Below are 14,762 nucleotides of genomic sequence, written 5' to 3' on the forward strand. Positions count from 1 at the left end.
TCACTCCGTGTCGAGCACCAGCCAGCCGCCGTGGAAGTCGCTGACCGTGAAGGGGCGTCCCGTGCCGCGGCCGAGCGCGCCGAGCTGGTCCCGGTCGAAGCAGCGGACGTGCCCGTACGCGGCGGTCGGCTCGTCCTCGTACGGCACCGCGACCACCACCCGGTGCCGGGCCAGCCGCAGGGCCTCGGTCAGGACCGCGGCGCCGTGCCGGGGGTCGAGGTGTTCCAGCAGGTGGATGGCGGTGACGGTGTCCACGGCGCGGTCCGGCAGCGGTACGCGCGCGGCGTCGCAGGTGAGGGTGCGCAGCGGCGTACCGCGGGCGTCGGCGACCGCTTCGAGCAGCCGCATCGTGCCGGACGACACGTCGGAGGCGAGGACGGTGCGGTCCGGCTTCCGCGCGAGCAGCAGGGCGAGGAAGCCGAAGCAGGCGCCGAGGTCCAGGACGCTGCCCGGCGGCACCAGGTCCAGGGTGCGGCGGTAGACCGGCGCGAATCCGGCGATCGAGGAGTGGCCGGCCGGCGCCGGGCCCTGCCAGCAGGCGCGGATGCGGGCCAGGGTGTTGTCGTAGAAGCGGGCCCAGGAGGCGACCGGGCCGGGCACGCAGGAGCGCACCACGCCGGTGAAGACCCGCTCGAAGACGTCGGGCCCGGACAGCCAGCCGGGCGCGAACAGCTCGCCCGCGAGCAGCCCGGCCAGGTCGTTGTCGAGCGCTTCGGGGGTGATCCGGTGGGTCACCTCGATGCGGTGGGCGCGGCGGCGCAGGCAGAAGTGGTCGGTACGGACCACCGGTGGCTCCGGGGCGCGGGCGGCGCCCCCGTCATCGCGGACCACGCTGACCAGGTGGTCGGCGTAGTGGCCAGGGCGGTGCGGGGCGAGCGGGTCGATGGCGGTGGCGGCGAGCCGCAGCCGGTCGGCCCCGGTCACCGGCCCGTCACCTCCGCCGAGATCCGGTCCGCCGTGCGCCGTAGCCCGGCGAGGTCGCCGACGACCTGGACGCGGTCGCAGAACTCCGCGTACCGCGGCAGGTCGCAGGCGCCCAGCCCCCAGGAGTAGCGGGGTTCGGGCGTGAGCCAGAGGGTCTGCCGGACCCGGCGGGTCAGCTCGGCGAAGGCGTCGATGCCCGGGTCGTTGCCGTTGCCGCGGCCGTCGCCGAGGACGAGGAACGTGGTGCGGCGGTTGAAGGCGCCGCCGTGGTCCTGCAGCAGCGCTTCGAAGGCCCGGCCGTAGTCGGAGTTGGCGTCGGTGTCGAGCAGGCCGCCGGCCGGGAGGCCGTCGAAGACCAGGCCGAGCGCGCGCTCCAGCGGATGCTCGGCGAACAGCTCGGTGATCTCGGCCGGTTCGTCGACGAAGGCGAAGGTCCGCACCTGCGCGAAGAGCGACTGGAGGCCGTGCACGAGGTGCAGGGTGAAGCGTGCGGTGGACCGTACGGAGAGCGACACGTCGGTGAGGACGACGAGCCGGGGCTTGTCCTCGGCGCGGGTGACGGTGACCGGGCGGAACGGCACGCCGTCGTACCGCATGTTGCGGCGCATCGTCCGCCCCGGATGCACCCGCCCTCGCGGGGTGTTGCGCTTGCGGCTGGTCAGCGCGCCGTGCAGGGAGTGCGCCAGCCGGCGCAGCGCGTCCTCCAGGTCGGCCCGTTCGTCCTCGTCGACGCGCTCGGCCCGTACCTGTTCGGCGATCCGGGTCTCCACGGCGGCCGACTCCAGTTCCGCGAGCCGGTCCAGGTGGCGTTTGAGGAGTTCGGGGAGGTTGTCGAGGGTGCCGGCGAGGCGGCGGCGCAGCGCGTTCAGCGCCTCCCGGTCGAGGTCGTCGGAGTCCTCGCCACCGGAGAGCCGGCCGAGGAGGGCGTCCTGCTGAGCGACGGACAGTTCGGTGTCGATGCGGTGGCCGGTGGCGGCGGACAGCTCGCCGGGGACGCCGGCGCCGTGCAGCCGCTCGGTCTCCAGCTGCACGGAGGGCACGTCGTCGCCGCCCGCCCGCGCACCGTCCTTGGACAGCACGATCTCGTCGGTCATGGCGGCCAGGTCGATCTTGTTGGCCTCCTGGTGGAGGTTGTACTGCTCGGCCAGGTCCCGCTGGTCGAAGTAGTCGCGGATGTCGGAAGGCTTGCCGTGGCTGTGGCCCTGCTGCGGGGTCTCCGAGGGCTCCTCGGAGACGGTGAAGGAGTCCAGCGCGCCGGTGTCGGTGAGGTCGTCGTGCTCATGGCTGTGGCCGTGCCCGTCGTCCCGGCCGCCCACCGGGCGCAGCGAGAAGAACGCGGTGAACAGCTCGTCGAACACCGGGTCGTCCCGCCGGTCCTTCACCAGCGCCAGCCGCAGCGCCTCACGCAGCGTCGGCCGGTCGGCCAGCACGCCGGGCTGGGCCGCGCAGCGCATCGCGTCCCTCGCCTCCGACACCGACACCCGCAGGCCGTACAGGCGCAGGATGCGGACGAACCGGTGCAGGCTGCTCTCCACGTCACCGCCCCCTATGCCTTGCGGCGGGTGATCGCGGAGAACGCGCGGGCGCCCTGACCGGAGCCGACGGCGGGAGCCGCGGACGCCGACGCCGCCGCCGACGCCGACGCCGCGGGGGTCGGGCCGCTAGTCACCGGCGCATCGTCGTGATGATGCCCGTGGTCGTGGTCGTGGTCGTGGCCGTGGTCGTGGCCGTGGTGGTGGCCGTGCGGTACGGGCAGTTCGGCGTTCGGGTCGACGAGACGGGGCAGGATCCCCAAGGCCCGGTCCATGTCGCGCTCGTACTTCAGGACCACGTTGGCGGTCTCGGCGAGCACCTCGGCGTCCAGCTCCTCGACGCCGAGCACGGCGAGGGTACGGGCCCAGTCGACGGTCTCGGAGATGCTGGGGCTCTTGCGCAGGTCCAGCTCGCGCAGCCCGCGCACCACGTCCACCAGCCGGCGCACCGCGGCCTCCGGCAGCCCGGTGTCCTTCGACCGCAGGATGGCCAACTCCCGTTCGGCGTCCGGGTAGTCCAGGAAAAGATGCAGACAGCGGCGCTTGAGCGCGGCGGACAGGTCGCGGGTGTTGTTGGAGGTGAGCACCACGTACGGCGGGACCTTCGCGAGGTACGTGCCGATCTCCGGCACCGAGACCTGGAACTCCGCCAGGCACTCCAGCAGCACCGCCTCCAGCGCCTCGTCGGCGCGGTCCACCTCGTCGATCAGCAGCACGGCGGGCTGCTCGCCGCGGATGGCGTCGAGCAGCGGGCGCGGAGCCAGGAAGCGGTCGGAGAAGAAGACGCTGTCCTGTCCGCCGATGCGCTCCACGGCGCCGGCCAGGTCGGGCGCGTCGGCGGTGATGTCACTGATCTTGTCGCGCAGCATCTGGGTGTAGAGCAGCTGCTTGCCGTAGTCCCACTCGTACAGCGCCTTGCTCTCGTCCTGGCCTTCGTAGCACTGCAGGCGGAGCAGCCGGCGGCCGGTGGCCGCGGCGAGGGTCTTGGCCAGCTCGGTCTTGCCGACGCCGGCCGGGCCCTCCAGCAGTACCGGCTTGTCCAGCCGGGACTGCAGGAAGACGGTGGTGGCCAGGCGGCGGTCGGTGAGGTAACCGTGCGCGGCGAACCGCTCGGCCACGTCCTCGACCGAGGCGAAGGGGGTGGTGGTGTCGTCCGTGGGGGCAGGTGTTGCGGGCACGGCTCCTCCGTCCGTCCGGGGGCGGGCGGGGCCGGTGTGCGGCCGGCCCCGCCCGACGCGGGGGTGGTGGGTCAGCTGAGCAGGTCGTCCAGGTCGCCGGTCATGCAGTGCTCTACGACCGGGCGGACGGTGTCGAAGGTGCACTCCTTGGCGTTGCCCGGGGTGCAGGCGTCGCCGAGGACGTGCCGGGTGATGCGGTCGACGTCGGCGGCGTCGCCGCTGATCACGGAGGCCTTCTCGTAGTACGCGGTCGGGCCCGTGCCCAGCCGGTTCTTGGAGTACGAGTCCTGCTTGACGTCCACGAACCGCTCGGGGATGCCGACGTCGCGCAGCAGCCGGATCCCGGCCGCCAGCGCCGCCTCGGCGGCCTGCACCTTGGTCATGCCGTGCGTGTCCACGCCCATCGCCTCGGCGATGTCGGCGAACCGCTCGTAGTGCGCCGGCATGTTGAACGCCCACACCCGGGGCAGCGCGATGGCGTTGTTGAGCCCGTGGTGGGTGTCGTAGAAGGCGCTGACGGCGTGCGAGATGGAGTGGATGATGCCCAGGCCGCCCGAGTTGAAGGCCTGCGCCGCGATGTACTGCGCGTACATCATGCCCTCGCGCCCGGCCAGGTCCTGGCCGTTCCAGACCGCCTGCCGCAGGCTCTTCGCGGTCAGCTTGATGGCGTGCAGCGCGTTGCCCAGCGAGGGCTGGAAGTCGAGCCGGGAGACGTACGGCTCGGAGGCGTGCGCGAGGACGTCGAAGCCGCACTGGGCGGTGTAGTCCAGCGGGCAGTCGTAGTACAGCGTCGGGTCGTCGATCGCGAGGGTGGCGACGGAGGCGTCGTCGAACGCCACGTACTTGTGCGGGTTCTCCGGGTCGGTGGTGGTGTCGGTGATGACGTAGGCCCAGGAGGTCTCCGAACCGGTGCCGGCGGTGGTGGAGACCGCGATGTGCGGCGGGTTCTTGGGGTTCTCGGACTTGTTGAAGCCCTCGAACTCGTTGACGCTGCGGCCGTCGTGGGCCACGGAGATCCGCGCGCCCTTGCAGGCGTCGTGCGAGGATCCGCCGCCGATCGAGACGAAGGAGTCGCACTTGTTCTGCTGGTACAGCGCCACGGCGTCCATGACGTTGTAGTCCTTGGGGTTGGACTCGACCTGGTCGTACACCACGACCTCCAGGCCGTGGTACTTCATCGACTCCACGATCTTGTGCACGGTGTCGCTGCCGCGCAGACCGGTGGTCATCACCAGCGTCTTCCTGAAGCCCAGCTTCTTGGCCTCGGGGCCGATCAACTCGTGGGCGCCGGGGCCCAGGAGGGCCCGCGGGAACGGGTGGAACTCCTTGATCGGGAATGGCTTGAGAAGTTCGTCGACCTGCATGGGGACTCGTTTCCTCTCCGCGGTGGGGAGCCCGTGAGCTCGGACGGGCCGAACGTAGGCGCGCCGCTTCCCGCCGTGGAAGCGGTGCGGGAGCGATCCCGGTCGACCGGCGGCCCGTACGGCACGGACGCAGGGCACGGGCCCCCTCCGAACGGAGGGGGCGACGGCGGCCGAAGTTACGGCGAGGCGGTGCGGGCCGCCGTCCTAGCGTCGTTTCCAGGAGCACGACGGCTCCCCGACTCCCCTGTCCCGGAAGGAACTGCGATGCACGAGGACGCCCGTACCACCGAGCCCGCCACCGCCACCGACCCCACCGCCGCGCCGGAGGACGGCATCATCGAGGAACTGCTCGTCGAGGAGGTCTCCATCGACGGCATGTGCGGCGTCTACTAGGCCGCCGCCGTGCACTCGACGTTCGACGCCGGACGGCCCTACCGGCTGAACCCGAGTGTCGCGCTGCGCCCCGAGCCGTTCGGGGCGCTGGCGTACCACTTCGGCAACCGCCGGCTGTCCTTTCTGAAGGCCCCCGAACTCGTCGAGCTCGTCACCGGGCTCGACCGGCACCCCAGCGTGACCGAGGCGCTGGACCGCGTCCCCGGGCAGCGGCGCACCGCCTTCCTGCGCGCCCTCGCCTCGCTGGCCGCCGCCGACATGATCATCCCGCAGTGATGCGGAAGAGAAGCGGAAGAGGAGTCCGGTGATGACCACCCTCTACGAAGCCCCGCCCGAAGCCCCACACGAAGCCCCGCACGACGGGCCGGTGCCGGCCCTGGTCGAGCAGTTCAAGGGCGGCCTGCACGCCCCGATCTGCCTGACCTGGGAGTGGACCTACGCGTGCAACCTGTCCTGCGCCCACTGCCTGTCCTCCTCGGGCCGCCGGGACCCGATGGAGCTGACCACCGACGAGATCAAGTCGGTGATCCGGGAGCTGCAGCGGATGCAGGTGTTCTACGTGAACGTCGGCGGCGGCGAGCCGACCGTACGCCCGGACTTCTGGGAGCTGCTGGACTACGCGATCGCGCACCAGGTGGGCGTGAAGTTCTCCACCAACGGGCTGCGGCTTACGCCGGAGCGCGCGGAGCGGCTGGCCGCCACCGACTACGTCGACATCCAGATCTCCCTGGACGGCGCGACCCGCGAGGTCAACGACGCGGTGCGCGGGCCCGGCTCGTACGACATGGCCATACGCGCGATGGAGAACCTGGCGGCCGCCGGCTTCGCCGACTTCAAGATCTCGGTGGTGATGACCCGGCAGAACATCCCCCAGCTGGACGACTTCGCCGCGCTCGCCGACCGGTTCGGGGCGCAGCTGCGGCTCACCCGGCTGCGTCCCTCGGGGCGCGGCGCGGACGTGTGGGACGAGCTGCACCCCACGGACGCGCAGCAGCGCGAGCTGTACCAGTGGCTGGTCGCCAACGGCGAGAAGGTGCTGACCGGCGACTCCTTCTTCCACCTCAACGCGCTCGGCTCGACGCCGATCCCGGGCCTGAACCTGTGCGGCGCGGGGCGGGTGGTGTGCCTGATCGACCCGGTGGGCGACGTGTACGCCTGCCCGTTCGCGATCCACGACGCCTTCAAGGCGGGCAACATCCGCGCGCCCGGCGGCTTCGACGAGGTGTGGCGCTCCTCGGCGCTCTTCGCGCAGCTGCGCGGTGAGCAGTCCTCCGGCGCGTGCACGTCCTGCTCTGCCTTCGACGTCTGCCAAGGCGGCTGCATGGCCGCGAAGTTCTTCACCGGGCTCCCGCTGGACGGCCCGGACCCCGAGTGCGTCAAGGGCCACGGCGCCGCCGCGCTGGCCGCCGTCGACCGGCAGGGCCTGCCGCCGCAGGGCAAGGACCACTCGCACCGTACGAGCCCGGCGCCGCGCCCGGTGTCCCTCGGCATGCCCGCGCTGCGGACCGGCCGGCCCGACCGCATCTGCGACGAGAGCCCGCTGGCCGGCGTGGACGGCATGGCCGGCATGGACCTGCGGTGAGCGGTCGCCACGTCGCGCGCACGGGCAGAGACGACCAGAGAGGAAGATCATGAGCGGTTGGTTCGAGACGGTGACGGAGGCGCAGCGCAGGGCCAGGAAGCGGCTGCCGAAGTCCGTCTACAGCGCGTTGCTCGCCGGGTCCGAGAAGGGCGTCTCCTACGACGACAACACCGCGGCCTTCGCGCAGCTCGGGTTCGCCCCGCACGTCGCCGGGCTGTCGGCCAAGCGGGAGCTGGCGACGACGGTCCTGGGCCAGCAGATAGCCCTGCCGGTGCTCATCTCCCCGACCGGGGTGCAGGCGGTGCACCCCGACGGCGAGGTGGCCGTGGCCCGCGCGGCCGCGGCCCGCGGCACGGCGATGGGCCTGAGCTCCTTCGCCAGCAAGCCGCTGCGGGACGTCGTCGCGGCCAACCCGCAGACGTTCTTCCAGATGTACTGGATGGGGACCCGGGACGACATGCGCCGGCGGATGGAGCAGGCCCGCGAGGCCGGGGCCAAGGCGCTGATCGCCACTCTGGACTGGTCCTTCTCGCACGGCCGGGACTGGGGCAGCCCGAAGATCCCCGAACGGCTGGACCTCAAGGCGATGGTGCGGTTCGCCCCGGAGGCGCTCGCGCGCCCGCGCTGGCTGGCGGACTTCGTCAGGTCCCGCAGCCTGCCCGACCTGACGACACCCAACCTCGCCGAGCCGGGGCACGAGGCACCCACGTTCTTCGGGGCCTACGGCGAGTGGATGCAGACCCCGCCGCCCTCGTGGGAGGACGTGCGCTGGCTGCGCGAGCAGTGGGACGGGCCGTTCCTGCTCAAGGGCGTCTGCCGGGTGGACGACGCCCGGCGCGCGGTGGACGCCGGTGTCACCGCGATCTCGGTGACCAACCACGGCGGCAACAACCTCGACGGCACCCCGGCCCCGATCCGCGTGCTGCCGGCCGTCGCGGACGCGGTGGGCGACCGGATCGAGGTACTGCTCGACAGCGGTGTCCGCCGCGGCAGCGACGTGGTCAAGGCGCTGGCGCTCGGCGCCAAGGCCGTCATGATCGGCCGCGCCTACCTCTGGGGCCTGGCCGCGAACGGTCAGGCGGGGGTGGAGAACGTGCTGGACATCCTGCGCGGCGGCATCGACTCGGCGCTGCTGGGCCTCGGCCGCTCCTCCGTCCACGAGCTGACCCGCGACGACGTGGTGGTCCCGCCCGGCTTCACCCGCACCCTGGGCGCGGTCTGAGATGCCGGCCGAGCCCGCCACGGCCCGGTCGGCGCCGCACCTCGCCGACCTGGCCTGGCCGAACCTCACGGACCGCAGGGCGCTGGTGCTCCTCCCCCTCGGCTCCTGCGAGCAGCACGGCCCGCACCTGCCGCTGGACACCGACGCCGCGGTGGCGGGAGCGGTCGCCGAGCGGTCCGCCGCGCGGCTCCTGGGCGCGGAAGACCCGCTGGACGTCGTGGTCGCGCCGGTCCAGCCGTACGGCGCGAGCGGCGAGCACGAGGGCTTCGCCGGCACGGTCTCCCTCGGGCAGGCCGCGCTGGAACTCCTCGTCGTGGAGCTGGGGCGCTCGCTGCTGCGCTGGGCGGGGCGGCTGCTGGTGGTGAACGGGCACGGCGGCAACGTCGAGGCGCTGTCCCGTGCGGTGACCCTGCTGCGGTACGAGGGTCGGGACGCCGCCTGGTGGCCGTGCGTGCCGCCGGGCTCCGACGCGCACGCCGGGCGCACCGAGACGTCGATGATGCTGCGGGTGCGGCCTGCTTCGGTACGCATCGGCCGCGCGGTCGCCGGGTGCACCGACCCCATCGAGCGGCTGCTGCCCCGGTTGCGGGCGAGTTCGGTCCGCGCGGTCAGCCCGTCGGGCGTCCTCGGCGATCCGGCCGGTGCGCACGCGGCGGAGGGCGAACGGCTGCTCGCCGGGATGGCCGAGCGGCTGGCGGCCGACGCCGGCGGCTGGCGGGTGGGCGAGGACGGCCGGCTGGGCGGGCGGACCGCGCAGCCGGCCGGAGCGGCGCGGGAGGCGACGCGATGACGCGGCCGGAGCGGCGGGTGGCCGTGGTCACCGGAGCCGCGCGGGGCATCGGCGCCGCGGTCGTACGGCGGCTGGCCGGCGAGGGCTGGGCGGTGGTCGCGGTCGACGCCTGCACGGACGACCCCGGTGTTCCCTACGCCCTCGCCACACCGGAGCAACTGGCCTCGTTGGGCGCGGAGTTCACCGACGTACGCACCGTACGGGCCGACGTCCGCGACGCCGACGCCGTGCGCCACGCCGTGGAGCTGGCCGAGCGGGAGTTCGGCGGGTTGGACGCGGCGGTGGGTGCCGCCGCGGTGATCCTGGGCGGCGGCCCGGTCTGGGAGCAGCCCGAAGCGGAGTGGCGGACGCTCTTCGACGTGGACGTCACCGGCGTACTGAACCTGGCGCGCGCCGCCGTGCCCGCGCTGCTCCGCAGACCGGCGCCCCGGCACGGCCGGTTCGTCGCCCTCGCCTCGGCCGCCGCGCACCGCGGCCTGTGGGGCCTGGGCGGCTACTGCGCGGCCAAGCACGCCGTACTGGGCCTGGTCCGCGGCCTCGCCTGCGACCTCCGGGACACCGGTGTCAACGCGGTCGCGGTCTCGCCCGGCTCCACCGACACCGCCATGCTGCGGGCCACCGCCGCCCTGTACGGCCTCGACGACACCGCCGAACTCGCCGCGAGTCAACTGGTCGGGCGGGTGCTGGCACCGGAGGAGGTGGCCACCGTGGTCGCCTGGGCCTGCGCCCGCGAGGCCGGCGCCGTCACCGGGTCGGTCCTGCACGCGGACGGAGGCTTCACCGGATGACCGCCACGCCCCTGCCCCCGCCTCTGCCCGGCCCCTGGGACACCCGCCTCCCCGTCGGCTTCGCCGTCGAACTGGCCGGTGACGCGCACCGGTCGCGTGACGGGCGGCTGCTGCTCGGCGGCGCGCCGCCGCGGCTGCTGCGGCTCGGGCCGACGGCCGCGCGGCTGCTGGACGGCGGCCGGTTCACCGTGACCGGCCGGACCTCGGCAGCGCTCGCCCGGCGGCTGCTGGACATCGGTGCGGTACGTCCCCGGCCGCCCCTCGGCACCGGCCCTGCGGGCACCACGACCGGTACCACCGTGGTGGTGCCCGCCCGCGACCGGGCGGAGCTGGTGGACGCGTTGCTGGCCCGGCTGCGGGCCGCCCCGGAGACCGCACCGCTGCCGGTGCTCGTCGTCGACGACGGCTCGCGCGACCCCGCGGCGCTGGCGGCGGCCGCGGCCCGGCACGGCGCCACCCTGCTCCGCCATCCCCGCAACCTCGGCCCCGCCGCGGCCCGCAACACCGGGCTGCGGCACGCGGCCACCCCGTACGTCGCGTTCCTGGACTCCGACGTGGCGCCCGGACCGGGCTGGCTGGCGCCGCTGCTGGCGCAGTTCGCCGATCCAGCGGTGGCGCTCGTCGCGCCCCGGATCGTCGCGGCACCGGCCCCCGGCGGGCGGCGCGGCGTCCTGCACCGCTACGAGGACGTGCGGTCACCGCTGGACATGGGCGCGCGGGAGGGCCCCGTCGTGCCGCTGTCGGCGCTCGCGTACGTACCGAGCGCCACGCTCGTCGTCCGGCGGGCCGCGCTGGGCACCGGCTTCGATCCCCGGCTCCGCGTGGCCGAGGACGTGGACCTCTGCATGCGGCTGCACGCGGCGGGCTGGCGGCTGCGGTACGTGCCCGAGGTCACCGTGGGCCACCACCACCGCACCGGGCTGCGGGACTGGCTCGGGCAGCGGGCCGGCTACGGCACCGGCGCTGCCGAACTGGCGCTGCGGCACCCGGGACAGGTGCCGCCGCTGCACGCCGCGCCCTGGTCGGTGGCCGCCTGCGCCCTGCTGCTGCGCGGACGCCCGCTGCCGGCGGCCGCCGCGGTCGCACTGACCGGGGTGACCGCGGTACGGCTGGCCCGCCGGATGCCGGACGCCGACACTCCCGTACGCGCCGCCGCGCTGCTGACCCTCGCCGGACTGCGCGGCACCGCCGAGCAGTTGCTGCGCTGCGCGACCCGGCACCACTGGCCGCTGGCGGTGGCGGCCGGCGCGGCGAGCCGCCGGGCCCGCCGGGTGCTGCTCGCCGCCGCGCTCGCCGAGGGACTCCTCGACCACCGGCGCGCCGCCTCCGGCCTCGACCCGCTGACGCACACGGCCGTCCGCCGTCTGGACGACCTCGCGTACGGCTGGGGCGTGTGGCGCGGCGCGTTCCGCCGCCGGACCGCGGGGCCGCTGCTGCCGCGGATCGTACGGACCGCCGCCGTACCGGCCCGGCCGCCCGCCGCGTCCCCGCCCTCCCATACGCCGCGCTCCGCACACCAACCTTCCGCCAACCTCCCCGCGCCACATTGAGTACACCCTCGCTCGCTTGAGCGCTCCCACCTCTCCCCGCTGTCCGACGTCCCGCCCGGAGGCCCCCTGATGTCCGTTCCGCCGCCCACCGAACAGACCGCCGGCAACGCGCAGTCCGGCCCGGCCGGCGACCCGCTCGCCCAGCCCGACCCGGCGCTGACGGCCTTCTGGGCCGGGCAGGCCCGGCAGCTGCACTGGGAACGGCCCTGGGCCGAGGTGCTGGACTGGTCCGACGCACCGTTCGCGCAGTGGTTCTCCGGCGGCCGGCTGAACGTCGCGTACAACTGCGTCGACCGCCACGTCGCGGCCGGCCACGGCGAGCAGGTCGCCTTCCACTGGGAGGGCGAGCCGGGCGACACCCGCACGATCACCTACGCCGACCTTCAGCGCGAGGTGTGCCGCACCGCCAACGCCCTGCTCTCGCTGGGCCTGACGGCCGGCGACCGGGTGGCGATCCAGCTGCCGATGATCCCCGAGGCGGTCTTCGCGATGCTGGCCTGCGCACGGCTCGGGCTGCCGCACAGCGTGGTGTTCGGCGGGTTCTCGCCGGCGGCGCTGCGGTCCCGGATCGCGGACGCGGAGGCGAAGCTGCTGATCACGGCGGACGGGCAGTACCGCAGGGGCACCGCCGTACCGATGAAGGACGGCACGGACGAGGCCACGGCAGACACCCCGAGCATCGAGCACGTGCTCGTCGTCCGGCGCACCGGCGGCGAGGTGGCATGGACCGAGGGGCGCGACCTGTGGTGGCACGAGCTGGTCGACGCGCAGTCCGACACGCACGAAGCGGAGGCGTTCGACGCCGAGCACCCGCTGTTCATCCTCTACACCTCGGGCACGACGGGCAGCCCCAAGGGCATCCTGCACACCTCCGGCGGCTACCTCACCCAGGCCGCCTACACCCACCGCACGATCTTCGACCACCGCCCCGGCGACGACGTCTACTGGTGCACCGCCGACATCGGCTGGATCACGGGGCACACCTACATCGTGTACGGACCGCTGGCCAACCGCGCGACCTCCGTCCTCTACGAAGGCACGCCCAACACCCCGCACGAAGGGCGGCACTTCGAGATCATCCAGAAGTACGGCGTCTCGCTCTACTACACCGCGCCCACCTTGATTCGCTCCTTCATGAAGTGGGGCGAGGAGCTGCCGGGCCGGTACGACCTGTCCACGCTGCGCGTGCTGGGCAGCGTCGGCGAGCCGATCAACCCGGAGGCGTGGCGGTGGTACCGGAAGCATCTGGGCGCCGACCGGGCACCTGTGGTGGACACCTGGTGGCAGACCGAGACCGGCGCCGTCATGATCTCCCCGCTGCCGGCGGAGGCGGACACGAAGCCGCTCAAGCCCGGCTCGGCGCAGGCTCCGCTGCCCGGCATCTCGGCCGCCGTCGTCAACGACCGGGGCGAGCCGGTCGGCCGCGGCGAGAGCGGCTACCTCGTACTGGACCGGCCCTGGCCCGCGATGCTGCGCGGCATCTGGGGCGACGAGGAGCGGTTCCGGGAGACGTACTGGTCGCGCTTCGCCCGCCAGGGCTACTACTTCGCCGGGGACGGCGCGCGCTACGACGAGGACGGCGACCTCTGGCTGCTGGGCCGGGTGGACGACGTCATGAACGTCTCCGGGCACCGGATCTCCACCGCCGAGGTCGAGTCGGCGCTGGTCGCGCACCCGAGCGTGGCCGAGGCCGCGGTGGTCGGCGCGGCCGACGCGACCACCGGGCAGGCCATCGTCGCGTTCGTCGTGCTGCGCGGCGACGCGCAGCACGACGAACGCGACAACGGCACGGACGTGGTGGGCCCGCTGCGTGCGCACGTCGCCGCGGAGATCGGGCCGATCGCCAAGCCCCGGCAGATCATGGTCGTGCCGGAGCTGCCGAAGACCCGCTCGGGCAAGATCATGCGGCGGCTGCTGCGGGACGTGGCCGACAACCGCGAGATCGGGGACGTCACCACGCTGGCCGACGCCTCCGTCATGGCCTCGATCCAGCAGGGCCTCGCCGACGGCTGACGCGCCCGCGCCCGTCCCTCTTTCCTCCTCGAAAGGCACCCTCACCCATGCGTTTCGTGCTCATCGGCCCGCCCGGCGCGGGCAAAGGCACCCAGGCGGCCGTGTTGAGCGAACGGCTCGGCGTTCCGCACCTGTCCACCGGCGACCTGTTCCGGACCCACCTCGCGGCCGGCACCCGGCTGGGCCGGGCCGCCCGGCGCTACCTCGACGCCGGCGAGCTCGTCCCCGACGAACTGACCGACGACATGGTGCGCGGCCGGCTGGCCGAGCCCGACGCCCGCGACGGCTTCCTGCTCGACGGCTATCCGCGCACCGTCCGGCAGGCCGGCGTACTCGCGGACCTGCTCGCCGAGGACGGCACCGGGCTGACCGCCGTACTGGAATTCGCCGCGCCCGAGGAGGTCGTGGTGGACCGCCTGCTGGGCCGCGGCCGCCCCGACGACACCGAGGACGTCATCCGCAACCGGCTACGGGTGTACCGCAGGCAGACCGCGCCGCTGCTCGCCACGTACGCGGATCTGCTGGTGACGGTCGACGCCGCGGGCACGGTGGCGGAGACTGCCGAGCGGGTGCGGGACGCCGTCGCCGCCGCGGCGGGCCCTGCCTGAGCCCGGCACGGGTCCTTCGCGTACCCCGCCTCACGCTCCCCGGGGTCTCGCCAGCAGCCAGTTGGTGGGGACCTCGACGCGGGTGCCGTCGGCGCGGGTCTCGGTGGTGATCAGGGGGAGGCGGCCCGAGGCGGCGGTTTCCAGGCCATGGGCGGCCAGCAGATCCGGTATCGCGCTGTCGGGCATCTCGGCGGGCGCGATGCCGTGGGAGAAGATCGCGCGCACCTTGGGCGGCGGGCCGTCCGGGCGCTGCACCAGGGACATCAGGACGTTCTTGGCGTCCTCGGAGAGCTCCACGAGGAAGGCCCGGCCGCGGCTGCCGAGGAGCCGGGCGATGTTCGCGACGATGCGCGGCCGGTCCTCGGGGGCGCACTGGTGCAGTACGCCGCGTACGTAGACGTTCGCCTCGCCCACGTCCTCGTGCAACGCCGTCACCTGCTCGGCGTCCGCCGCGTCCACCTGTCGGTATTCGGCCACCCGCGCCGGATCCTCCCGACGGGCCCGGTCAATTGCGGACGCCGAGACGTCAACACCGATCGCACGGGGAAACCGTTGCGCCAGAAAGCGGGTCTGTGTGCCGTTCCCGCATCCCAGGTCGATCACCGGCAGGGCGGGGTCGAAGTGCTCGGCGAAGAACGGGAGATGACGGGCGACCGCCAGTGACGGCGCCGCGTCCCAGAAGACCTCGCCCTCGCCTGCCGGCGCATCGCGCCAGAAGCCTTCCCATGCCGTCGGACCGTGGCTCGATGCGCTCATGGCCAATTGCTACTGCTCGGTCTCGGCAACCCGCAAGACCGGCAACGATTCTTTCAAAAGTG

14 protein-coding genes are annotated in these 14,762 nt (G+C 73.7%); 9 read left to right on the forward strand and 5 right to left on the reverse strand.

The window, feature by feature from the left end; genetic code table 11:
* The 4 genes from mftM to mdo form a co-directional block, all read right to left on the reverse strand.
* Positions 1-924, reverse strand: coding sequence for a mycofactocin oligosaccharide methyltransferase MftM (gene mftM / locus IF20_RS27065; RefSeq protein WP_234426838.1), 924 nt, complete (start codon positions 922-924; stop codon positions 1-3).
* The gene (locus IF20_RS27070; RefSeq protein WP_052867972.1) at positions 921-2,459 is read right to left on the reverse strand and encodes a VWA domain-containing protein; all 1,539 of its coding nucleotides are present in this window, start codon (positions 2,457-2,459) and stop codon (positions 921-923) included. Before IF20_RS27070 ends, mftM begins: the two co-directional genes overlap by 4 nt.
* A gap of 11 nt (positions 2,460-2,470) precedes the next feature.
* Positions 2,471-3,634, reverse strand: coding sequence for an AAA family ATPase (locus IF20_RS27075; RefSeq protein WP_052867973.1), 1,164 nt, complete (start codon positions 3,632-3,634; stop codon positions 2,471-2,473).
* Between the two features lie 71 nt (positions 3,635-3,705).
* Positions 3,706-4,998, reverse strand: coding sequence for an NDMA-dependent methanol dehydrogenase (gene mdo / locus IF20_RS27080; RefSeq protein WP_052867974.1), 1,293 nt, complete (start codon positions 4,996-4,998; stop codon positions 3,706-3,708).
* A 264-nt stretch (positions 4,999-5,262) separates the two neighbouring features.
* On the opposite strand from mdo, the gene mftA reads away from it, so the two are divergent.
* The 9 genes from mftA (at position 5,263) to IF20_RS27120 (ending at position 13,944) form a co-directional block, all read left to right on the forward strand.
* Positions 5,263-5,391, forward strand: a complete 129-nt coding sequence (gene mftA, locus IF20_RS38210; RefSeq protein WP_110944589.1) for a mycofactocin precursor MftA — start codon at positions 5,263-5,265, stop codon at positions 5,389-5,391.
* A 9-nt stretch (positions 5,392-5,400) separates the two neighbouring features.
* A complete protein-coding gene (gene mftB / locus IF20_RS27085) occupies positions 5,401-5,667 on the forward strand; it encodes a mycofactocin biosynthesis chaperone MftB (protein WP_052867975.1) in 267 nt (88 codons plus the stop codon).
* Positions 5,668-5,698: 31 nt separating this feature from the next.
* Positions 5,699-6,973, forward strand: a complete 1,275-nt coding sequence (gene mftC, locus IF20_RS27090) for a mycofactocin radical SAM maturase (protein ID WP_052867976.1) — start codon at positions 5,699-5,701, stop codon at positions 6,971-6,973.
* A gap of 49 nt (positions 6,974-7,022) precedes the next feature.
* On the forward strand, positions 7,023-8,195 hold the full coding sequence (gene mftD / locus IF20_RS27095; RefSeq protein ID WP_052867977.1) for a pre-mycofactocin synthase MftD: 1,173 nt from the start codon (positions 7,023-7,025) through the stop codon (positions 8,193-8,195).
* 1 nt (position 8,196) lies between these two features.
* Positions 8,197-8,985 carry a mycofactocin biosynthesis peptidyl-dipeptidase MftE gene (gene mftE / locus IF20_RS27100; protein ID WP_052867978.1) on the forward strand — a complete coding sequence of 263 codons (789 nt, stop codon included), beginning with the start codon at positions 8,197-8,199 and terminating at the stop codon, positions 8,983-8,985.
* Positions 8,982-9,773 (forward strand): mycofactocin-coupled SDR family oxidoreductase, encoded by a 792-nt coding sequence (locus IF20_RS27105; protein ID WP_052867979.1) that lies wholly within the window; start codon positions 8,982-8,984, stop codon positions 9,771-9,773. The genes mftE and IF20_RS27105 overlap by 4 nt, the downstream gene beginning before the upstream one ends.
* The gene (mftF, locus tag IF20_RS27110; RefSeq protein WP_052867980.1) at positions 9,770-11,323 is read left to right on the forward strand and encodes a mycofactocin biosynthesis glycosyltransferase MftF; all 1,554 of its coding nucleotides are present in this window, start codon (positions 9,770-9,772) and stop codon (positions 11,321-11,323) included. The genes IF20_RS27105 and mftF overlap by 4 nt, the downstream gene beginning before the upstream one ends.
* A 69-nt stretch (positions 11,324-11,392) precedes the next feature.
* Positions 11,393-13,336 (forward strand): acetate--CoA ligase, encoded by a 1,944-nt coding sequence (gene acs / locus IF20_RS27115; RefSeq protein WP_052867981.1) that lies wholly within the window; start codon positions 11,393-11,395, stop codon positions 13,334-13,336.
* Between the two features lie 47 nt (positions 13,337-13,383).
* A complete protein-coding gene (locus IF20_RS27120) occupies positions 13,384-13,944 on the forward strand; it encodes an adenylate kinase (protein WP_052867982.1) in 561 nt (186 codons plus the stop codon).
* Between the two features lie 30 nt (positions 13,945-13,974).
* Here IF20_RS27120 and IF20_RS27125 read toward each other — a convergent pair whose 3' ends face one another.
* Positions 13,975-14,700 (reverse strand): class I SAM-dependent methyltransferase, encoded by a 726-nt coding sequence (locus tag IF20_RS27125; RefSeq protein ID WP_052867983.1) that lies wholly within the window; start codon positions 14,698-14,700, stop codon positions 13,975-13,977.
* Positions 14,701-14,762: the final 62 nt, after the last annotated feature.

Origin of the sequence: Streptomyces niger, from assembly GCF_000718305.1 — a bacterium.
Taxonomy (GTDB): Bacteria; Actinomycetota; Actinomycetes; order Streptomycetales; family Streptomycetaceae; genus Streptomyces; species Streptomyces niger.